The organism is Roseibium sp. HPY-6 (assembly GCF_040530035.1).
Taxonomy (GTDB): Bacteria; Pseudomonadota; Alphaproteobacteria; order Rhizobiales; family Stappiaceae; genus Roseibium.
On sequence record NZ_JBEWCD010000001.1, the window covers coordinates 1,944,534 to 1,966,326 of the forward strand.

Below are 21,793 nucleotides of genomic sequence, written 5' to 3' on the forward strand. Positions count from 1 at the left end.
CCTATCGTCAAAAGGATACTGGGCCGTGAACGACCAAAAATACAACGCAATAATCGCGGATGATCATGCAATTGTTCGGGCGGGCCTGAAAGATGCACTCGAAAAGCCGGGACTGATTGAACCGGAGGGCATTCGCGTCGTCGCTGAAGCCGGCGATGGTCTCAGCGCCATTGCAGCGGTGCGAAAGCATAGACCCCACCTTCTCTTGCTGGACGTCTCCATGCCGATGGCAGGTGGTGTCGAAGTCCTGGTGGAGGCAAGGCGTTGGTCCAAGGAGACCCGTGTTGTCGTGCTCACGGGCATTTCCGCCGTTGGCCTGGTTTCCGATCTGGTGGAAACGGGTGTCGACGGGCTTTTTTCGAAAGCCTCGGACAACACGGAATTCTACGAAAAACTGCCGGGAATCCTGCGCGGCCAACGGCACGTATCGGAGTATTTTCTGAAGATCCTGGAAGAAACGCCGACACCGCCGGTCCTAACCGACCGGGAGCGTCAAACGCTGAACATGATCCTTTCAGGCAAGTCCAACAAGGAAATCGCCGAAGGTTTCGGCATAAGCATCAAAACCGTCGACAAACACCGGACCAGCCTGATGCAGAAGCTGAAAGTGCACTCTGTCCCGCAGCTGATAGCACGCGCCTTGAAGGAGGGTTTGATCGATCCGTCAAAGGAACTCTAACTGGGGCATCAACCCCATGGCACGAAAAGCCAGAACGCGGGATCATTCATAAAACAGCCTGATACGGGACAAGAACCATGCTGTGCGCGAAACAAGCGATCCGTCAGATGACCAAAGGCCTCGCCCTTGCCGCTTTGTTTATGGCTTTTCCGCTCTCATCAAACGCGCAGCCGGCATCTGGCGAAGGCTTTCGCGAGGTGCGCGTTGCCCCCGGCACCGCCGTCGCAGACGATTTGATCGACGTGGTGCTGCCATTTCTGAAAGGTCACCCGGAACGGGATGAAGGCAACGGCGGAATGCAGTTGAATATCCGCAAGGACAGCGGAGGTTATCTCGTGAACATCATACTGACAGGCTATCTGGATGATGTTCTGCATGGCGAGCATTTCCGCGGAGTTGTTATTCCGCTGCCCGACGATCGCTGGGAACTTCTTTCCATGTCAGTGAAACCGCTCTGTGCCCGCGGCCAGAATATTGATGGCGTCTGCCAGAGCACACCAGCTTCCGAGCGCACCATGGCATCGGATGTGACGCCGGCCGGCCCCGGAATGTGCGTGGATGTGCCGTTGGACGACACATTGAACCTGCGTGCCGGACCGGGAACACGGCATCATGTTGTCGGCTCACTGGCGCCTGGCACCTGCTCTGTCGAACTGTTTGACATATGTGAGGGGAACTGGTGTCAGGTCAGGTGGGCCCAGATTTCCGGGTGGGTAAATACCCGTTATCTTGCACCCATGAACTAGTCTATGCTGCCGCCGGCGGCATTCAATGACCAGATACGAGAAGCAACACACCGTCCGATGTGCAATCAAGGATCCCGAAAGACCGTTCTTTTCTGCCAGGTTATCCTGGCAGCGAGCCTTGCCGTCCTGATTTCAACACATCTGGCGTTGGGTGAAGAGCTCCGTAAACCGACCTTCCTGGAAAGCGGCGACAATGATCTTATCAGGTTTCAGATGGGTGACATTCCAAAGGCATCCCGGTCAGAACAAAGGGCTTTGTCCGACGCGCTTGATGAAGCGGCACCGGTGATAAGTCCTGAGGTGGCAGCCGACGCACTGAAGGAAGAAGCGCTTGCCGGGCCAGCGCCCAATGCACCTGCGCAGCTTACCGCGCGTTCGAGCAGTGGAAAGACAACGCAAACGAACTCAGGCACAAGTTTTGGGCTCGCTCGCCAACCGTTGAACAGGATCTCACCGGACAGCTCGGACGTACAGGTTCTGACACCCAAAAACAGAAGGCAGCGGACTATGGAACTCGAAAGGACTGGCGAGCTTTCAGCGCGTTTCGCCCCGGATGCCGAAGCTTTGAGCCCGAGCAACGGCCTGTCCGGTTCAGGTTTTTCAGCTACCTTGCCAGCGCCCTCTGAAGCGGCAGCTCCGGAACCGGACTTCTCCGACACGGTGAGTGCCCGTCTTGTGACTGTCTGTCTGAACAATCCGGATGATGCGAGCGGCGCAAAGGCTTTCGACATTCGACGAGACAGTCCGCCGCGTTACATAGCTGATGTCGGCACCTCCACCTGTGCAAGGTTCGAACCGACACGACACACCCTTTACCTATGGAAAACCAACGACATTGGAGCTTTGTCGCTGATCCTGTCCAACAGGCTGGATCTGAATGACGAGGATGGAACGCAGGTCACGCTGGATTGGCTGAGGGATGAATGACGCCCAAAATGCATGAAAGAGCGCGGGCAAGCCGAATGACTTGCCGGCGCCATTCTTTCAATGGATGATCACCTCTGTGACACTTCGGCGAGCCTGACGAGGTTCAGGAATTCGGACCGGTAACCGAAAGGGTCTTCACCACGATTGGCTTGTGCGAGCTGGGCGACATCGCCGAAGGTCCAGCTCTCCAGATAGTCGCTTCCTTTCAGCAATTGCCCAAATCCGGCAACAGAGGCGGCAAAAAGCGTTTCAGCTTGCGGAATGTCATGCGTATCAGCGCTCACCGGCGTTGTAACCAGCTTGCTCTTTTCAGCGCCGGGAACCTTGTAACGCAACTTCACGAAGGCAAGTTCTTCAGCTGGTGATTGACCGATCGGTTTTACTGACGGCACTTCGTTTCCATATCGAAGATCGGAGAATTTTCGGGCTGGCGATCCAACCGGCGTGACTTCATAAAGCGCTGTCACCGTATGCCCGGCCCCGATATCACCGGCGTCAACCTTGTCGTTTCTGAAGTCCTCGGTGTTGAGAGCACGGGTCTCGTAGCCGATGAGCCGATATTCGGCGACGGTTGCCGGATTGAATTCGACCTGGATCTTCACGTCCTGGGCGATCATCGAAATTGAACTGACCACCTGGTCCACAAGCACTTTCCGGGCTTCCGACAAGGTATCGATATAGGCAGCGACACCCTGCCCGTTCTGCGCAAGCGTTTGCATGAGCGCGTCGTTGTAGTTCCCGCGCCCGAACCCGAGAACCGACAGCGCGGTCCCCTTTTCCCGCTGCTCGGAGATATAGCGTTTCAGGCTCTCCGTATCCGAAAGACCGACATTGAAATCTCCGTCGGTGGCTAGAATAACGCGTGTCTGCTCACCTTCTCCGGTCATCTTCTCCGCAAGCGCATAAGCGCCCTTGAGACCTGCATGACCAGCCGTTGAACCGCTCGAGGTCAGCGCATCGATTTTTTGAAGGATGTGCGACTTCTCGGAGGCTTTTGTCGGTTCAAGCAGCACGCCCGCACTTCCTGCATAGGTCACGATCGCGACCTCGTCCTGATCCCGCAGGGACGCTAGCAAGAGCCGGAAGGACTGCTGCAACAGCGGCAGCTTGTTGGCGTCCGCCATGGACCCGGACGTATCTATCAGGAATACGAGGTTTTGCGGCGGAAGATCAGCGAGCGGAACCTTGTATCCCTGGATGCCGATCTGCATCAGTTTTGTATCCGCATTCCAGGGTGTATCGACAACAGAAACACTTGTGCGAAACGGCACGTCCCGATCGTCAGGCAGACTGTAATCGTACTTGAAATAATTGATCATTTCTTCGACGCGAACTGCATCCTGTTTCGGCAAATACCCGCCATTGAGATTGGCTCTGACAAAGGAATAGGAAGCCGTGTCGACGTCGATGGAAAAGGTCGAAACCGGGTCGCTCGCAACCTGTTTCAGCGGAGTTGGTTGCGCGGACGCAAACCGTTCCCGATCTGTATTCAGCACAACGGGTCGGGAGGGATCCGAAGGTGCCAAGCGATGCTGAACGAGAGCTTCCTGAGAAGGAGCGAACCCTTCCAGAAGGCGCCCCGCGGATTGAGCAGAGTTGGTCTGGGAAAGCCCCATGCGCTTGTTCGACGGTGTAATGGGCCGAACCTCGGCGGGTGTCAAAGCCGGAACGACGGTCGGTGACGGCGTCGGAACCTGCGTCACTGCATCGTTCAGTTCACTGTCGGCTTCCGTTCGAAGACGTGCGGAATCGAGCACAGTGTTTTGAGCTGCCTGCGGTGGTGCCTGCGTGCCTTTCTCGGCAAAAAGCTCTTTGAAATCGACGGTCTGCGTTGCCAGCGCAACGAAGGCCAGGGTCACGATTGAGGCCGAGCTGATCAGGACGGCCTTGGGGAGATGCTTACTGAGTGTCATGGCTGGAATCCTCGAGCGGATACGGGTCTGACGCGACTAAGACAGACCGGTCCGCTTTTTTGTTGGAACAAACGAATTGACGGACGCACCGCCCCCCAGCCCATGAACATCACGGAAATTGGCGATACCGGCACATAACGTGCCTCACTTCACTGCAAATCGCTTTGAATCGCCGGTAAAGACCGCACGATCAACACGCTTTTCAGGTGCATTTTCCGAAATAAGTTTCGGGTTTCACCTTCCTTTCTCGAACAAAATTCTGCCTGAGGGCAGATGACGATCGTTCGACGCGGGAAAGATGAAGGATGCGACCTTACGCGGGTATGGGGTCAATACCCCATATTGGCAGCCTCCTGCCTTCCGGGGCGCATGCCTTGACAATTTTTACAATCCGGAGTTCAGATCAACTCTGCCCAGAAAGCAGGTGTTTTTTCTGAAAGAAATTGGTTTTGGTAAATAATAGCTTCCGCGTGTGCTTGTCTTTAGGCCTTGCTTTGTAATTGTATTTCTACAAACAATCGCTACATACAATCCATCTTATTGTTCAATATTCGGGAAGGGGCACATGGCGGATTTCAGCGCTCAAATTGAAAAATCCAAACAGGAAGTCGCGGCAGCACAGCAGAAGATCAGCGAGCTGACCTCCAAGATCGAAACTGCACGATCCAAGCTCGACTCCGGCCAGGATATTTCCATTGATATTGAAAATGCCACGCTGGACGATGTGCACTCGCATACCGAACTCATGGGCGCGAATATTGCCGAACTCATCATGGGCCTTGATGACGTAACGTCGAATTTTTCCAAAGACTTCGATGCCATGCGCTCTAAGACCGGCTGGGAAAGCTTCATTGGAATTTTTTCAAAGGCCAGGTCGGACAGCATTCGCCAGGAGCGCATGCGCACGGCGAGTATCGACGACAAGCTTCAGGACCTGATTTCCAAATCGAATGTCATCGGTCAGTTGCTGCAGGATCAGCTGAATACGCTGAACGAGCACAGCAAGCGCGTTGAGGGCAATTTGAGCGAAACACTCAACCAGCGCGAGCAGGCCGTCGCCGGGCTTGAAACCATCAAGAAAGATCTCCTGGCGATGGATCCGAAGATCATTGCACTGGAAAACAAGATCTCCGTCGAGACGGATGCTGCGGCCCGCACCAAACTGGAATCCGAGCTTGCCGAGTTGAACTCCGAGTACAACAGGCTCGCTCAGGAAGAACAGGTCAAACTCGCCGAAAGCCAGACGCTGGAGCGTTACATCGAAAAAGGCAAGACCTGGGTCGACAGTCTGCAGAACCAGGCCGCCACTCAGATGGTGCTGATCAACAAGCTGCAGACGGACACAAAACAACGCGTTGTCCTTTACGATGCCCTGGTCAAGTCACTGAAGACGGCGCAACAGCAAGACGTCGCGCACAAGATCAACGAGATCGGCGTCGCCACCGACAAGGAAGCGCAGTCTGCCATGGCAGCCATCGGTTCAGCCACAAATCAAAGTATGGCTGACATGATGGAAGCGCACGAAGATCATATGGTCTTTGCCCGCAAGGTTCTGGAAGAAAAGGCAAAGTCCGACGAACGTTTCGCACGCCGCTTCCAGCAGATCGTCGACAAGCACGACAAGAACGCCTACGGAGCCTGAGGGCTGAACGTTGGATCTGACACTCGATCACAGAGTCCTTGAAGAAGCACATGAGACGCGGCGCTACTTTGCCAAGTTCGAGCGCATCATCTCTCATCTTCAAGGTGTCGCAGACAGTGTCGTGTCGGAGAACACGGCACTGCTGTCCGAAATCCCGATCCTGAAGCAATATCTGGAAGCGCTCTCCGGGACATTCACTGCGTTGTCCTACAAGTACCTGCTTGCCGGACGTGTTTCGGACAAGCTGCCGAACCTTCTGAGCATTGACCGGCAGGACAGCGGCTTTCCGATCTACCAGGAACTTCTGGAGATGGCGAATGATGCCATGCAGGCGGAAAACCACCTGAGATCGCTTCCCGTCATGCGGGATCTGAAAATCGCGATGGTGAACCATATCCTGCGCGAGCAATCCACGCCGGTGAACCTCCAGTTCGCTGCGTCAGAACGCCAGTACTACGAGCAGTTGACGCAGGGAACCCTGTTTTGGGCGCGCAATGATCCCCGCCTCGCCTGGACCGGAAATGTCAGCGAGAAAAGGCGCAAGTACCGCATTCACTGGGCCGTTTACGACAGCCAGCAGAACATTCCGTTGATTTACGTCTTGGACCTTGAGGACAGCGGCCGACGGCCTCTGGCAAAGGACGAACGGCGCTGGCCGCGCGTGCAGGGTCATCTCGTTTCGCAGTCATCGGCCGGGCTGAAACTGCTGACGATCGCGCGCGGTTTCGATCACGACTTCGACGATCTTCACCCGAAGCGTCTGCGCCGCTTTTACGTGGGTCCGATGTACAGTCACACCTTCACCCAGCAATCAGGACCGCTGCGGGACGTGCTTTCGCAGGCAGGCCAGAAACCCGGTGAAGACTGGGCGCTTGCCTGGACGACGGAAACGCTGCTTTCCACGGGCACGCAGCAGGAATCGACCGGTTTCTTTTCGTCTGTCGAACGGCAGGTCTACGATCTGGATCCTTTTGCCGCCGCCGGAGAAGGCGGACAGGATGCGGCCGGTCACACGCACCGGCAGCGCTCGCTCATCTTGCCACAACGTCCCTATCAGGTTCTGGAAGAACTCAACCCGCCGGGTTTTTCCAACATTCGCAAATATGCCGTAAGCCCTGCCGGCAAAATTCTCAGCTACAAATAGGTTTCCGCCGTGACCGTTTCCAACGATTTAATGGAACTCAAGGAAGACAAGATCCGCGAAAAGTACGCTGCCGCGGAAGCCCTGCTTACCGGGTTTGATCATACACCCCGCATTGCTGCGAAACGCGAGCCGGACGTCGTTCAGGAACGCTCGCCCGGGCTTGGGACAAGAAGACGTTTCCGCTCGACAACACCCGGTCTTGTGACACGCTCGACAGCCCGACCGGAAGGTGTCCAGCTTTCAGCCAGAATTTTCGAGAGTGACGACGACGCACTCACGACCCCCCTGCAGGCGGGCGTCTTGCAGGCATTGCGCCGCGCGCTGTCCGTTGCGCAGGTGATGTCCGATCAGTTTGCCGAGCAGACAGGTCTTGCCGATCTCAAGCGCGCCAACCTTGCGGGCACGCTCGATGCCTCGCGTGCAGACAGGTTCCAGCAGCTCCTTTCAGCTTCCGCGCTCATTTCGCTGCATGTGTTTGCGAACATGACCGACTTTCTGATCTCCGGACTTGCCGCCGACACCGCAGACGCTGAAATACAATGTGGTGACGTTGAAGAAATCCTTTTGGACAATGACCAGCTGGCGCTCCACGGCACGCTTTGGGAACTGGACCAGGAGATCTCTGCAGCGCCGATCCAGACCGATGCCCAACTTGTCTCGCTGATTGCCTCGTTTTGCGAACAGCTGATGGAGAAGGTGACGCTCCGCGCCGAAGGTTCGGCACTGCTTCAATCGTTTTCCGAAGCCAGATACAGGGTTGAAGCGGACAATTTCGAAATCACCGGCTTCACGCCAGCCGCCAGAGCCCGCTCAACGTCTCTGACGATGGCCTTCAAGAAACCGGAGGAAGTGGTCGGCAATCACATTGCCAAATATCAGGCCATGAAGCTCGCCAAGATGCTCATGGCTTATGATTTCGAGCGCAAACTGAACCCGTTCGCAGAACTTGGCGGCTTCATCTTCACCTTCATGGGAGACGGAAAACCGGGGACCGGCAAGACAACGCTGATCCAGATGATGGCGGGCTTGATCAACGATTACTGCACCAATGCCGGCTACGCTTTCCGCTATCAGAACCTGTCGACCGACAGCATTGACAGTTATCAGGGCAAGTCTGCCCAAAATGCCAAGGCGTTCATCAAGACGGTGACCGACCCGAATGTCATCGGCTTTGGGACCATCGACGACATCGACCAGCTGGCAGGCAAGCGCGGCGACCGGCAGTCGTCGGCCGGACAGCTCGAAATCACCGCTGTCCTGATGGAAAGCTTTGCCGGTGCAAACACGGTGGTTCGCGGCAATTGCACATTCGGCATGTTCTCGAACTATCCCGAAAACGTCGATGACGCCCTGCGTCAGCGCGCCGGTGCACGCTTTCTTGTCGACGGCCCCCAGACGCGGGAAGACTACATCGACATCCTCTATCTCCTGATGGGCAAGAACCATTCGATCCCGGTTGGCGAACACGAATTGTTCGAGGCCCAGGTCATCCAGAAAGCCGTTGCCGCATCTTACGAAAGCCATTCGCGCCCAAAGGAAGATGCCTTGGTGAGTGTCTTCGACAGGATCAGTAATTCCATCGGAGAGCTGGATACTATTGCCAAGCTCGGCGCTTATCTGAAAGCGATCCAGGAGGCTGACGAACGCTTTACCGGGCGCGCCATCAAGAACATCACTGATGCCGTCAAGGTTCGTGCCATGGACTTTGAACTGCCGGACGAATGGATGGAAGACCCCGATCTGTTCCTGCTTAAGGACTATGAAACCAAGAAGTCCATGATCGCAGAACTTGCCCAGCCGATTTCCATCGAAATGGTCATCCAGGAAATCAACCGCTATGCAGACAGCGAATTCCGCTATGCTGACAAGTCCGATGAAGTCGCGATCGAAAACGCGGTGCGGGAGATGCAGAGGATGGAAGAGGCCAAGCGCCGTTACATGGATCTTTCCCGCTCATGATGAGGCTGGTGAAAAACGGGCTGATGTACGGCAACCTGATGGAAGTGTCGTCGCCTTCCCTGGTGAACCGCTACAATCGGGCGCTTGAGCACCTGACGGGACGGCGGACCAGCCTTCAGGAATTCCACATTGATATCTCAGGGTTTTCTCCGGAGATCGGAGACGAACTCGGCGATCCGCTCTATCTCAATCCCAACGGTTGCAATCGACAGTTCATCTTGTTGAATGTCGCTCAGAAAAGCGCACCGCTTCTTAACGCGCACTTTTCAACATCGCGGTCGATCCTTCGTCGGTTCATTGACGACAATGAAGAGCAGCTCTTTGCCTTGTCTATTCGCGACGCCGTCGTCGGGGAACTGGTCAATACCGTTTTCTCGATTGCGTCACCGGCGGACCTGTTCGACATCCGCACGATCGACGTCGAGGCGGATACGGTTGGTGGCCATGTCGAAGCCGGAGGTGAGCTGACCGAGAAAATCGACCGGTTCATGAACGAGCCGGACGGCTGGTGGGATGATGTTCTGATCGCTGAAATGGTCGAATTGTCCAAGCACACAGGCGACATCATTCGCACACCGATCGCGCTTCGGCCCCAGAGTTTCGAGCAAGGCAATTTTTACACACGCCACTACGGCGGTCTGTACATTTTCCAGGATGTAAAGAGAACAGCCTGCATCTCTGAAAAGCAGCAAGACATCGTGGACAATCTGCCCGTCAAACACGTCATGACACTCCAGGACCGGCGCGAAGTTGCATCGTTCCTTTCCAGAAACAAACTCGTCGAACCGATCACGCGCGCCGGCTCTGAACGTGCTGAGAGTATTTTGAGACAAAAGCTCGACTTCATTGTCGTCGACACGGCCGCCAACAGCGGTGAAGACCTTTCAAATGTCTCCCGGCGGGACCTGCGCTCGCTGAAGCGCAAGTATCATCGCCAGCTTCCGGATGAGTATCACGCACTGGAAAGGGTCGTTCGGCAGATCTCCAAGGGAACGAAAACTCCCCGCATCACGCATGAAAACCCGGCCTTTTTCTATTTGCTGCGGTCTGGCAACCACCGGGACAAGCAACTGGTGAACATGTTGCTGTCGCAGCTGACACCGCTCGACTTCCGCCAGCTTTTCATCTGCCACAAGGATGCGTTTTACGCGCAATACCAGAGCTGGAGCGAAGCGAAGAAAACCTATTGTGCCCAGTTCCTGGCCGAAGAGTATGTCGTCGATAAAGTCGGCACGCGCACCGAGTTGTTCGGTCCTGAGCCCGGGATGAGCGACGAACACGACCACTCCGATTACGGCTTCGGGCGAAATCAGGGTCCCTGGGGTGCCATTCCGAGGGATGACGACGACGATGATGATGATGACGACGAGGACGACGACGACTGATGAAGTACATAAAATGGATCGTCGGCATCCCGTTGGTTCTGGTTGTCGTTCTGTTTGCCCACTACACGCTTCCGGGCCGCGACGTTGTGCGGATCGTGGGAACGGATGTCAAACGTATGGATATCGGGTCCTCGTCGCTTTTCTGGGCTGCCCCGGATGCTGGCACGAACCCGAACTGGACACGCGATGTCCGGTTCATAAACGCCGTATGGCCGAACGGGGAACCGCGGGTCTACCGCAATGAGGACACTGAATGGAGCTGGCCACCCTACCTGAAGTTCAACAGCTCAAACGTCACGGCGCAGGCGCAGGACCTTGCGAAGAAGGATGGTGAGGTCTGGGTTGCGGTCACACACTATGGCTGGCGGATCCAGCTCTTCACGATCTTTCCGAACATCATCAGCATTCAGCAAGTCTCAGGGCCGAACGCGTTCCTGATACCCTGGTTCAACATCATCTTCTTTTTGACCCTGGCAGTCATCGCCTATCTGATCTTGCGCGTCGTTCGGGCTTTCAAACGCAGACGTATCGATCCTGTTGTCGAAAACATCGATGGATTCATCGATGATGTCGGCGAAAACGCGGAGCAAGCGCGCGCTCACGCGGAAAAACACGCAACTGCCGCCACCAGCGGCTTCCGTCGCTGGTTTAAACGCTGGTTCGGCTGAGACGGTAGTGCGACCTGCACACGAAACCCAACCCGGTTGGCGCGGCACGGATTGAACCGCTCGAAAAGGTCTTTTGTCACAGAGGCTTATACCGTCACGGCAAGGTCAACTGCCGTATCCCAAACCTATTGTCCCTCACACGCGGGACAGTCGTTTTGATTGGCTTTCAAGGAACCGCCTTGACTTATGACGCGGATGTTTCTTGACCAATCTGAAACAAAGTTTCTATTGTTAATATTTAAGTTTACACGCGCAAAGTTTTACCCTCGCCTTCACCGGCCGGGTTAGGCGGCACGGCTTAGAATGCACACAAGAGTGTCAAGGCGAATGCATGAGCGATAGAAAAATCAAAAACATGGAAGAATTCGCCACGGTCAGCGGCATTTCCAGACCTACCGTCTCGAAATATTTCAACGACCCCGAAAGTGTGCGCCAAACGACACGGGACCGCATCGAGCAGGCATTGGAGCGCTATGATTTCCGGCCGAATATCTTTGCGATCAACCAGAACAGGCGCTTGACCAAGAATGTCGGGGTGGTGGTGCCTTACCTTTCCGATCCATTCTTTGCCGAGATCGCCCGAAACATTGAGCATCGCTGCCTTGATGCCGGCTATTGGCCGATATTGTTCAGCGCCCACGGCCAGCAATCCCTGGAAAACGATATCCTGAACAGTTTGCGCTCCCTCAAGCCGGCCGGGGTTCTACTTGCGCCCTTGGGTCGCGCATCAGACCGCGGATCGATCGAAAAATTCTGCAAGGACGTACCAACGGTTCTGTTCGACAGTAATCTGGAAGGCATCGGCGAGGCCTTTGTCGGCTCCGACAATTTCAGCTTTGTTTCGCAGACCGTGGAGTACCTGACGCGCTCTGGCGAACCGCCCTGTTTTTTCGAAATGAAAACACCCGCGAACCCGAACGCCAACAAGCGTCGCATTGCTTACATCGAGGTGATGGAGCGGCTCGGGCTTGAACCCCAGGTCGTCAAGGTTGATGGCGAAGGCTGGGCGTTCGAAGAGATCGGGCACGAGGGCGCAATGCGCATCCTCGATGTCCACGGGTTTCCTTCTGACACGATCCTTTGCAGCAACGACCGACTGGCGATCGGTCTGCTCTCTGCATGCTACGAGAAGGGGCTCAGAGTAGGTCGCGGCGAAGGCTGCGCCTTGCGCGTCGCCTCGCATGACGACCACCCGTTTTCAAGGTTCACCTGCCCGTCGCTAACCACTGCCGCGCACGATTATGACTCGGTCGCAAACAATGCGTTCAGCACATTGATGGATCTGATCGAAGCTGGCGGCACATTCAACAATCGGCAGGAAACCCTTTTCGCAGCAAGACTTATACTACGTGCGTCTGCCTAAAATTTTACGCGCGCAAATTTTTTCTTGACGCCAGATAATTTATGCCTCAGGCTCAGGTCAACATCCAAGCCAGGGAGGACATAGGATGTATTTGAAGAACGCATTACGTGCGGCGACTGCACTTACCTTGATTACAGCTACAAGCGCCTTCGCGGACACGATCACGATCGCGACCGTGAACAATGGCGACATGATCCGCATGCAGGGTCTGACGGACGATTTCACCAAGAAAACCGGTCACGAAGTTGAGTGGGTTACCTTGGAAGAAAACGTGCTGCGTCAGCGCGTGACCCAGGACGTCGCCGCCAAAGGCGGTCAGTTCGACATCATGACCATCGGCATGTACGAAACGCCTATCTGGGCAGCCAACGAATGGCTGGTCTCTCTGGCTGATCTGCCGGCGAGCTACGACGCGGATGACATTCTGCCGGCAATGCGCGCTGGTCTCAGCCATGACGGCACACTCTATGCCGCTCCGTTCTATGGCGAATCCTCGATGATCATGTATCGCACGGACCTGATGGAAAAAGCCGGCCTGACGATGCCCGATGCTCCGACCTGGAGCGATGTCGAGGCCGCCGCCAAGGCGATGACCGACAAGGACAACGAGATCTACGGCGTTTGCCTGCGCGGCAAGGCTGGCTGGGGTGAGAACATGGCGTTCATCACCACCGTTGCCAACTCCTTCGGCGCACGCTGGTTCGATGAAAACTGGAAGCCACAGCTCGACACGCCGGAATGGAAGGCAGCTGTTACCTTCTACAACGACCTGCTGAACAACTACGGCCCTCCGGGAGCCTCGACCAACGGCTTCAACGAGAACCTTGCGCTGTTCCAGCAAGGCAAGTGCGGCATGTGGATCGACGCGACCGTGGCTGCATCCTTCGTGACCAACCCGAACGACTCCACCGTTGCTGACAGCGTCGGTTTCGCTCTGGCGCCGAACAAGGAAGGCGTCGACAAACGCGCCAACTGGCTCTGGGCATGGGCTCTTGCCATTCCGGCCGGCACCCAAAAGGAAGCGGCCGCGAAGCAGTTCATCGAGTGGGCGACATCCAAGGAATACATCGAGCTTGTCGCATCGAAAGAAGGCTGGGCCAACGTACCTCCGGGCGCACGGACATCGCTCTATGAGAATCCGGAATACAAGAAAGTGCCGTTTTCTGCGATGACCCTTGAGAGCATCAATGCGGCCAATCCTGACAGCCCGACGGTCCAACCCGTCCCCTATGTCGGCATCCAGTATGTCGCCATTCCTGAGTGGGCAGGCATCGGTACTGCCGCCGGACAGGAATTCTCTGCAATGGTTGCCGGTCAGCAGACCGTCGACGAAGCATTGGCGAAAGCCCAGGCGAACACCGCCGAGGAAATGGAAGCCGCCGGCTACTAAGTCTTTCCTCCCCAACTGGGAGGGCGGAACGCAATCCGCCCTCCCTTTTTGTTAACCTGCACCCCATCGTCCCGTTCGCTGCGTCAGTTCCGCTGCCGTAAACAGAGAAGGTGTGTCCATGGCAACCCAGCACTCCCGTTCCGCAGCCCGCTTCATGATGGCTCCCGCAGTCATTCTGCTGCTCGGCTGGATGCTCATCCCGCTCACGATGACCCTCGTCTTTTCGTTCAAGAGATATCTGCCGCTGCGCGGTGGTGATCTTGGATGGGTCGGCTTCGAAAACTATGTCCGCTTTGTCTCCTCCAGTGCCTTCTGGCCAAGCGTCCAGACAACGCTGATCATCGTTGGCGGCGTATTGTTCATAACAATTGTCTTTGGCGTTCTCCTGTCGATCCTGCTGGATCAGCCGATGTGGGGCCAGGGCGTTGTGCGCATCCTCGTAATCGCGCCGTTCTTTGTAATGCCGACAGTGTCCGCGCTTGTTTGGAAGAACATGTTCATGGACCCGGTGAACGGCCTGTTCGCGCACCTTTGGAAAGCCTTTGGCGCGCAGCCGATCGAATGGTTGAGCGACCTGTCGCTGTTTTCGATTATTCTGATCGTCTCCTGGCAGTGGCTGCCATTCGCAACGCTGATCCTGCTGACCGCGATCCAGTCGCTCGACAGCGAACAGCTCGAAGCAGCCGAAATGGACGGGGCGCCACCGCTTTCGCGCTTTGCCTACATCATCCTGCCGCACCTTTCGCGGGCGATCACGATCGTCGTCCTGATCCAGACGATCTTCCTGCTGGCAATCTTCGCGGAAATCTTCGTGACCACCAGCGGCGCCTTCGGCACCCGCACGCTGACCTACCTGATCTACCAGCGTGTTCTTGAAAGCCAGAATGTCGGTCTTGGATCGGCAGGCGGTGTCTACGCCATCATACTTGCCAATATTGTTGCCATCTTCCTGATGCGCATCGTCGGCAAAAACCTGGACGCGTGAGGAGGGAACGAAATGGCTCGTGCTGTCACCACCCGACGCAAGACGATCAACACCATAGTGGCCTGGGCAATCGGCTTTTTGATCTTCTTCCCGATTCTCTGGACCATATTGACCAGCTTCAAGACCGAAGCCCAGGCAATCAATGATCCGCCGTTGTTCCTGTTCTTTGACTGGACGCTGGAGAACTACGCTGTTGTTCAGGAGCGCTCCGACTATATGCGCTTCTTGTGGAACTCGGTGATCATCGCCGGCGGCTCCACGGTGATCGGTCTGCTGATCGCGATCCCGGCCGCCTGGTCGATGGCCTTCGTGCCTTCAAAACGCACCAAGGACATCCTTCTTTGGATGCTGTCGACCAAGATGCTTCCGGCCGTCGGCGTGCTCTATCCGATCTATCTGCTGTTCATCGAACTGGGACTTCTGGACACGCGTATCGGTCTGACGATTGTCCTCATGCTGATCAACTTGCCGATCATCGTGTGGATGCTCTACACCTACTTTAAGGAAATCCCCGGGGAGATTCTGGAGGCCGCCCGCATGGATGGCGCGACCCTCAAGGAGGAAATCCTCTACATCCTCACACCGATGGCAATTCCCGGGATCGCTTCAACCCTGCTCCTCAACATCATTCTGGCGTGGAACGAAGCCTTCTGGACACTGAACCTGACCGCTGCGAAAGCAGCACCGCTTACCGCGTTCATTGCCAGTTATTCCAGCCCGGAAGGCCTGTTCTACGCCAAGCTGAGCGCAGCCTCGACCATGGCGATTGCACCCATTCTGATCCTCGGTTGGTTCAGCCAGAAACAACTTGTACGCGGCCTCACGTTTGGCGCGGTTAAATAGGAGTTCCCGACATGGGCCAGATCACGCTTAACCAGATCACCAAAAGCTTCGGCGATGTCCAGGTCATCCCACCCCTGGACCTGCAGATAAACGACGGCGAGTTCGTTGTCTTCGTCGGCCCCTCCGGCTGCGGCAAGTCCACACTCCTGCGCCTGATTGCAGGCCTGGAAGATGTTTCTTCCGGCGAAATCAAGATCGACGGACGGGATGCCACAGAGGTTCCCCCGGCGAAGCGCGGCCTCGCCATGGTGTTCCAGTCCTACGCACTTTATCCGCATATGTCGGTTCGCAAGAACATCGCGTTTCCGCTTCGGATGGCGGGACTTGAGAAGGAGGAGCAGGACAAGAAAGTCGATGCAGCGGCCAAGGTGCTCAACCTGACTGATTATCTTGACCGGCGCCCCGGACAGCTCTCCGGCGGCCAGCGCCAGCGCGTCGCGATTGGCCGGGCCATCGTTCGTGAGCCGGCTGCCTTTCTGTTCGATGAACCGCTCTCCAACCTGGATGCGGCGCTGCGCGTCAACATGCGCCTCGAGATCTCCGAGCTGCACCAAACGCTCGAAACCACAATGATCTACGTGACCCACGACCAGGTCGAGGCCATGACAATGGCGGACAAGATCGTTGTGCTTCAGGCCGGCGTGATCGAACAGGTCGGCTCTCCTCTGGAGCTTTATCACACGCCTCGCAACCGCTTCGTGGCTGGCTTCATCGGCTCTCCGAAAATGAACTTCATGATGGGATCCTTTTCCGCCGAATATGATGCGGCGACAATCGGCGTCCGTCCCGAGCACATCTCGGTTTCCCATACCGAGGGCAAGTGGATCGGCAAGGTCGGGGTATCGGAACATCTCGGTTCGGACACCTTCCTCTATGTCGACGTCGAAGGTCTCGAGGATCCGGTCACCGTGCGCTCCACCGGCGAGATCGCTTTCCGCCACGGGGACACGGTTCACCTCACGCCGGATGCTGAAAAGATCCACCGGTTCGATAATCAGGGACTGAGAATGGCGTGATGCGGCTTGAAGGCAAATCAGCACTGATAACGGGCGCAGCGCGCGGCATTGGCAAGTCTTTTGCCAAGCGTTATGTCCAAGAGGGCGCAACAGTGGCCATTGCGGATATCGATCTGGCCAGAGCACAAGCCTGTGCTACGGAAATCGGCCCGAAAGCCTATGCAGTGCATGTCGACGTGACCGATCAGGAGTCGATCGATGCCGCCGTTGCCGCCACTGAGGCAAAGGCCGGCAGGCTCGACATTCTCATAAACAATGCAGCCTTGTTCGATCTTGCTCCGATCGTCGAAATCACGCGCGAAAGCTATCAGCGGCTGTTCGATATCAATGTTGCAGGCACGCTCTTCATGATCCAGGCCGCCGCAAATTCGATGATCAAAGCCGGTAACGGCGGCAAGATCATCAACATGGCAAGCCAGGCGGGCCGTCGGGGGGAATCCCTTGTTGGTGTCTATTGCGCCACGAAGGCGGCGGTCATCAGCCTTACGCAATCTGCGGGCCTGAACCTTATCCAGCACGGTATCAACGTCAACGCCATCGCACCGGGAGTTGTCGATGGCGAGCACTGGGACGGTGTCGATGCACTCTTTGCGAAATACGAAGGTCTTGCGCCGGGTGAGAAAAAGGCGGCTGTCGGCCGTTCCGTGCCCTTCGGACGCATGGGGACCGCCGAGGACCTGACTGGAATGGCCGTTTTTCTGGCATCCGACGATGCCGACTACATCGTGGCTCAAACCTATAACGTCGACGGTGGCAACTGGATGAGTTGACCAATGACAAGAAAGCTTGACATGACTGTGCTCGCTTCGCTTCCGGACACGATTGCTGCGCCGGCTTTTGACAGGTCTGCCCTGTCAGTCGGCATCGTTCATATCGGTGTCGGCAATTTTCATCGCGCCCACCAGGCCGTCTATCTGAACAAATTGTTCGAACTGGGTGAAAGCCATGACTGGGCGATCGTCGGCGCGGGTCTCATGCCCTACGATGAGGCCATGCGCGAACGGCTTCAAAAACAGGATTGGCTGACAACGATCGTTGAGCTGGATCCGGATGGTTTGAGCGCGCAGGTGTGTGCCTCGATGATCGATTTCGTTGAAGTTGATCCGGCTGCACTGATCGACCGGCTTTGCCAGTCCGAGATCCGGATCGTTTCGCTGACCATTACGGAGGGCGGCTATTTTGTCGATCCGAATACCGGCGGCTTCGACGTTTCGCATCCCGAGATCCTGGCTGACCTTGAAAATCCGGATGCGCCTTCGACGGTCTTCGGTGTCCTTGTTGCTGCGCTGATCCGAAGGCGTGCGGCTGGACTGATGCCGTTTACGGTCATGTCCTGCGACAACCTTCCTGAAAACGGGCACATTGCCAAACAGGCAACTGTCGGATACGCCCGCGCAATGTCAGCCGAGGACGCCGGCTGGATCGAGGGCAACGTGACCTTTCCAAGCGGGATGGTGGATTGCATCACTCCGGCGACGGGCGATCGTGAACGCACGCTCATCCGCGAAACCTTCGACGTAGAGGACTCCGCACCCGTTGTCTGCGAGCCGTTCAGGCAGTGGGTTCTGGAAGACAAGTTTCCGGCTGGCCGCCCGGCCCTGGAAAAGGTCGGCGTGGAATTTGTGACGGATGTCGCACCCTATGAATTGATGAAGTTGCGGATCCTGAACGGCGGTCACGCAGCCATCGCCTATCCTGGCGCTCTGCTCGGACACCACTTCGTGCATGATGCCATGGCCGATCCTCTCATTCGCGCCTACCTTGCCAAACTAGAAACGGAAGAAATAGTCCCGACGGTCCCGGAAATACCAGGGGTCAGCTTCACGAATTATCTGGCAACGGTCATGGACAGGTTCTCGAACGCTGCGGTCGGAGACACGATCCCGCGTCTGTGTCTCGATGGATCGAACCGTCAGCCGAAGTTCATTCTGCCGACCATACAGGATCGCATTGACCGCGGTCTGCCAATCAGGGGCCTTGTCCTGGAAACAGCCTTGTGGTGCCTCTATTGCCTTGGACGCAACGAGGCGGGGCAAGAGATCCGTCTGGAAGACGAAAACGCTGACATTCTCAGAGAATGGGCGCACACCGTCTATTCGGAAGGCAAGGTCGACGAGCTGCCGGAACTGTTTGGCCCATTATGCACCAACCCGGCATTTCTCGGCGAGTTTGGAACCGCTGCGAACAAGCTGCAAAACTTGGGAGCTGCCAAAACGCTGGAGGATTATCTCTCCGCGTCAACCGCATAAGCCGCCTTTGTGGTCTTGATCCCGGCCTGCATACCGCCAGTCTCGCTCCATGTTGCATGTTGCGAGCGCTGATCGCCTGAAATTGAGAATCCGTGTAGTTGCGTTCTTGCCCTGAGGGATTACCTGTGATGCGGGCTTGGGCGCAACACGAGCAGCGTAGCCCGGGGGATGAGTGAATATTCAGGAGCAGGTGCTGAAATGATCAGGTTGAGCAGGCGGGAAATTCTGGCAGGAAGTGCGGCGGTCGCAATTGCAGGAACGCCGGCATTGGCCGAAGAGGTCAATTTGCGGGCGCTCGGGCTCGCCGAACCTGCCTTTAGCGTTGATGCAGAACTCAACATTCCGGATCTCACCGGTGCCGTTCATCAACTGGAAGATTATCGCGGCAAAACAGTTGTGGTCTCCTTTTGGGCGACCTGGTGCCCGCCTTGCCGTAAGGAAATGCCGACGCTTGCGCGACTGGGGCGTGAACTGGGGTCCGATGATTATGCTGTCCTTGCGGTGAATATCGGCGACCGTCAGGACAAGATCCAGGCTTTCCTTGATGAGATCGAGCATGAGGGCATGTCCATCCTGATGGATAGTGACAAGGAGATGCCGTCCAAGTGGTCTCTGCGCGGCCTGCCGGTAACCTACATCATCGATGCAAATGGTGATGTTGCTCTGGGCGCCATCGGCGAAAGGATTTGGGATTCCCCGGAAATGATCGCCGGTATCAGATCCGTCGGTGGCACGTCATGACCCAAACGCAATTCTGACGCGACCCGCAAAGTCATCATATTTCGGTTCGCATCCGGTAGCCGGGTGCGAAAATCATCCGCACATGCGTGATCGGTTGCTCACCCGTCCAGGTGATGCGTTCCATGGCAAAGAGCGCGGTGCCAACAGCCGCGTCCAGCTTTGCCGACAGTGTCTCATCGGCGTTGACGGCAAAGAATGACAAGTCGCCGTGACTGTAGGGCGCGTTGTGCACCAGCCACTCGTTCGCGCTGACATCGTTGAAAGACAGATCGCGTGCCGCGGGCGCGGAATCCAGATTGATGTACCGCTCCTCGAAGGCGTAAGGGCGTTCGTTCGAAAAATGCAGCGTCTTCAGAAAGAGAACGTCGTCGCCGAGCGACACCTGGAATGCCCCGTGCAGCATTGGAGGCAAAGGCCTCAGATCACGCTGAAGCACTGAGTGCCTGTAGGATCCGCCGAGCGATTCCACCTCTTCCCGAATGATCGGTATTGTCAGCGTTGCCCGCTGCGGCGGGTTGACGGCAACACGGGTTCCGGCACGCCGTTTGCGCACGACAAGACCGCTTTCGGCAAGATCCCTGAGCGCGCGGTTGACCGTCGTGCGTGCACAGCCGAATTCCTCCGCGAGATCGGCTTCATGCGGGATCTGTTCTCCCGGCTGCCAAAACCTGTCGTGTATGCGCCGCAGGAGGACTTCGCGGATGCCGGTCCAGGAATTCGTATCTGTCAGCGTCACGTCAGTTCCTTACAGTCTCATCCGCAACGCAGCCACTGTCTTGCGGTAAGCTGCACGGATTGCGTCGCCTTTTACATGTTTTCCCTCACGAACAACATGCCTGCCGGCGGACCAGACATCGGTGATCATCCTGTCATCACCTGCGAAGATGTAAGCATCCAGGATTTCATCGCCCTCACGGCCCTCCAGGTCGATGGCCTTTTCATCCAGCGCGACAAGGTCCGCGAAACCACCTGTTGCGAGAGCACCTGCCTTGCGCCCGATTGCCTGTGCACCACCCAAGGCGACTTTCTCAAACAGGACACGCCCTGTCGATTTTTCCGGCGTCGCAATCGAGGCTCTGCACTTGTCCCGGAGGCGCTGCGAATATTCCAGCGTGCGCAATTCTTCCGAGAGTGAGATGCGAATATTGGAGTCCGATCCGATCCCGAATTTCCCATCATTTTCCGTGTAGCGGACACCATCGAAGATGCCGTCACCCAGGCTTGATTCAGTGATGGGACAAAGCCCTGCAACCGCACCGGTCTTTGCAAGCGCAGCCGTCTCCTCAGGCAGCATCTGCGTGCAGTGAATCAGGCACCAGTTCTCAGAGACAGGAGCATTGCGAAGAAGCCACTCTACCGGTCGCGTGCCACGTGCAGCAATGACCTCCTCGACTTCGGCAACCTGTTCGGCAAGATGCATATGCAGCGGCCTGTCGCCGGCGAGCGCGATCGCAGCTGTCAGGCCGTCCTCATCAACCGCTCGAAGCGAATGCGGCGCGACGCCGAGAACCGCATCTTCAGGCAAGCGACTCATTGTCCCCGCTGCCAACTCAAACAACATTGCGAAGCGATCGGGGTCGTTGCCGAAACGGACTTGTCCGGGTGCAAGCGGACGCCGGTCGCAACCGCCATGCTGGTAGAGGACAGGAAGGAGAGTCAGGCCAATCCCTGTCTTTTCGGCAGCCTCGATGATCCTGTCGCTCAATTCCGCGAGATTTGCATAAGGCGTTCCGCCCGGCTGATGGTGGAGATAATGGAATTCACCGATCGAAGCATAACCTGCCTCGAGCATTTCCATTTGTACAAAGGCGGCGATCGAGCCGATATCCTCCGGGGTCAGCACATCCAGAAACCGGAACATGATCTCCCGCCAGGTCCAGAAACTGTCGTGTGCTTCTTGTCCGCGGCGCTCGCTCATCCCGGCCATGGCCCGTTGAAACGCATGGCTGTGCAGGTTGGCGGGGGCCGGAAGCAGGATGCCGACGCTGTTGCCGGCCGGCACAGTATCTCGCTGCATCGAAGATATGTGTCCGTCGTCTGAAACGGTGATCGCGACATTCTCAGCCCACCCGTCCGGCAAAAGCGCCTTCTTCGCAAAAATATGCGCTCCGGAGATCGTCGACATGCCGCACATCCTCGTTGA

General features: G+C 56.6%; 19 protein-coding genes. 16 read left to right on the plus strand and 3 right to left on the minus strand.

Annotated features, from left to right (window positions below; all coding sequences use genetic code 11):
- Positions 1–25 precede the first annotated feature (25 nt).
- The 3 genes from ABVF61_RS09045 (at position 26) to ABVF61_RS09055 (ending at position 2,352) form a co-directional block, all read left to right on the plus strand.
- The gene (locus ABVF61_RS09045) at positions 26–679 is read left to right on the plus strand and encodes a LuxR C-terminal-related transcriptional regulator (RefSeq protein ID WP_353993185.1); all 654 of its coding nucleotides are present in this window, start codon (positions 26–28) and stop codon (positions 677–679) included.
- 77 nt (positions 680–756) lie between these two features.
- Entirely contained in the window at positions 757–1,425 is a 669-nt protein-coding gene (locus tag ABVF61_RS09050; protein WP_353993186.1) for an SH3 domain-containing protein, read from the plus strand.
- Between the two features lie 3 nt (positions 1,426–1,428).
- Complete coding sequence (locus ABVF61_RS09055) at positions 1,429–2,352, plus strand: hypothetical protein (RefSeq protein WP_353993187.1); 924 nt, start codon at positions 1,429–1,431, stop codon at positions 2,350–2,352.
- A gap of 68 nt (positions 2,353–2,420) precedes the next feature.
- Here the strand turns inward: ABVF61_RS09055 and ABVF61_RS09060 are convergent, their stop codons facing one another.
- On the minus strand, positions 2,421–4,265 hold the full coding sequence (locus ABVF61_RS09060) for a vWA domain-containing protein (protein WP_353993188.1): 1,845 nt from the start codon (positions 4,263–4,265) through the stop codon (positions 2,421–2,423).
- A gap of 565 nt (positions 4,266–4,830) precedes the next feature.
- On the opposite strand from ABVF61_RS09060, the gene ABVF61_RS09065 reads away from it, so the two are divergent.
- The 13 genes from ABVF61_RS09065 to ABVF61_RS09125 all read left to right on the plus strand — a co-directional run bounded on the left by ABVF61_RS09065 (position 4,831) and on the right by ABVF61_RS09125 (position 19,650).
- Positions 4,831–5,907 (plus strand): hypothetical protein, encoded by a 1,077-nt coding sequence (locus ABVF61_RS09065; RefSeq protein WP_353993189.1) that lies wholly within the window; start codon positions 4,831–4,833, stop codon positions 5,905–5,907.
- Positions 5,908–5,917: 10 nt separating this feature from the next.
- Positions 5,918–7,051, plus strand: coding sequence for a hypothetical protein (locus tag ABVF61_RS09070; protein WP_353993190.1), 1,134 nt, complete (start codon positions 5,918–5,920; stop codon positions 7,049–7,051).
- Positions 7,052–7,060: 9 nt separating this feature from the next.
- Positions 7,061–9,010, plus strand: coding sequence for an AAA family ATPase (locus ABVF61_RS09075; protein WP_353993191.1), 1,950 nt, complete (start codon positions 7,061–7,063; stop codon positions 9,008–9,010).
- Positions 9,007–10,395 (plus strand): DUF6638 family protein, encoded by a 1,389-nt coding sequence (locus ABVF61_RS09080; protein WP_353993192.1) that lies wholly within the window; start codon positions 9,007–9,009, stop codon positions 10,393–10,395. Before ABVF61_RS09075 ends, ABVF61_RS09080 begins: the two co-directional genes overlap by 4 nt.
- Positions 10,395–11,063, plus strand: coding sequence for a DUF1523 family protein (locus ABVF61_RS09085; protein WP_353993193.1), 669 nt, complete (start codon positions 10,395–10,397; stop codon positions 11,061–11,063). Before ABVF61_RS09080 ends, ABVF61_RS09085 begins: the two co-directional genes overlap by 1 nt.
- Before the next feature lie 331 nt (positions 11,064–11,394).
- On the plus strand, positions 11,395–12,426 hold the full coding sequence (locus tag ABVF61_RS09090; protein WP_353993194.1) for a LacI family DNA-binding transcriptional regulator: 1,032 nt from the start codon (positions 11,395–11,397) through the stop codon (positions 12,424–12,426).
- Between the two features lie 85 nt (positions 12,427–12,511).
- Positions 12,512–13,816: an ABC transporter substrate-binding protein gene (locus ABVF61_RS09095; RefSeq protein WP_353993195.1), complete on the plus strand. Its 1,305-nt coding sequence runs from the start codon at positions 12,512–12,514 to the stop codon at positions 13,814–13,816.
- A gap of 118 nt (positions 13,817–13,934) precedes the next feature.
- Entirely contained in the window at positions 13,935–14,801 is an 867-nt protein-coding gene (locus ABVF61_RS09100) for a carbohydrate ABC transporter permease (RefSeq protein WP_353993196.1), read from the plus strand.
- Positions 14,802–14,813: 12 nt separating this feature from the next.
- Positions 14,814–15,644: a carbohydrate ABC transporter permease gene (locus ABVF61_RS09105; protein ID WP_353993197.1), complete on the plus strand. Its 831-nt coding sequence runs from the start codon at positions 14,814–14,816 to the stop codon at positions 15,642–15,644.
- Between the two features lie 11 nt (positions 15,645–15,655).
- Entirely contained in the window at positions 15,656–16,660 is a 1,005-nt protein-coding gene (locus tag ABVF61_RS09110) for an ABC transporter ATP-binding protein (protein ID WP_353993198.1), read from the plus strand.
- Positions 16,657–17,430 carry an L-iditol 2-dehydrogenase gene (locus ABVF61_RS09115; protein ID WP_353993199.1) on the plus strand — a complete coding sequence of 258 codons (774 nt, stop codon included), beginning with the start codon at positions 16,657–16,659 and terminating at the stop codon, positions 17,428–17,430. Before ABVF61_RS09110 ends, ABVF61_RS09115 begins: the two co-directional genes overlap by 4 nt.
- A gap of 3 nt (positions 17,431–17,433) precedes the next feature.
- Entirely contained in the window at positions 17,434–18,909 is a 1,476-nt protein-coding gene (locus tag ABVF61_RS09120) for a mannitol dehydrogenase family protein (RefSeq protein ID WP_353993200.1), read from the plus strand.
- Positions 18,910–19,107: 198 nt separating this feature from the next.
- Positions 19,108–19,650 (plus strand): TlpA disulfide reductase family protein, encoded by a 543-nt coding sequence (locus ABVF61_RS09125; protein WP_353993201.1) that lies wholly within the window; start codon positions 19,108–19,110, stop codon positions 19,648–19,650.
- Between the two features lie 34 nt (positions 19,651–19,684).
- Here the strand turns inward: ABVF61_RS09125 and hutC are convergent, their stop codons facing one another.
- Complete coding sequence (gene hutC, locus ABVF61_RS09130) at positions 19,685–20,386, minus strand: histidine utilization transcriptional repressor HutC (protein WP_353993202.1); 702 nt, start codon at positions 20,384–20,386, stop codon at positions 19,685–19,687.
- A 9-nt stretch (positions 20,387–20,395) separates the two neighbouring features.
- Positions 20,396–21,775 (minus strand): formimidoylglutamate deiminase, encoded by a 1,380-nt coding sequence (locus tag ABVF61_RS09135; RefSeq protein ID WP_353993203.1) that lies wholly within the window; start codon positions 21,773–21,775, stop codon positions 20,396–20,398.
- Positions 21,776–21,793: the final 18 nt, after the last annotated feature.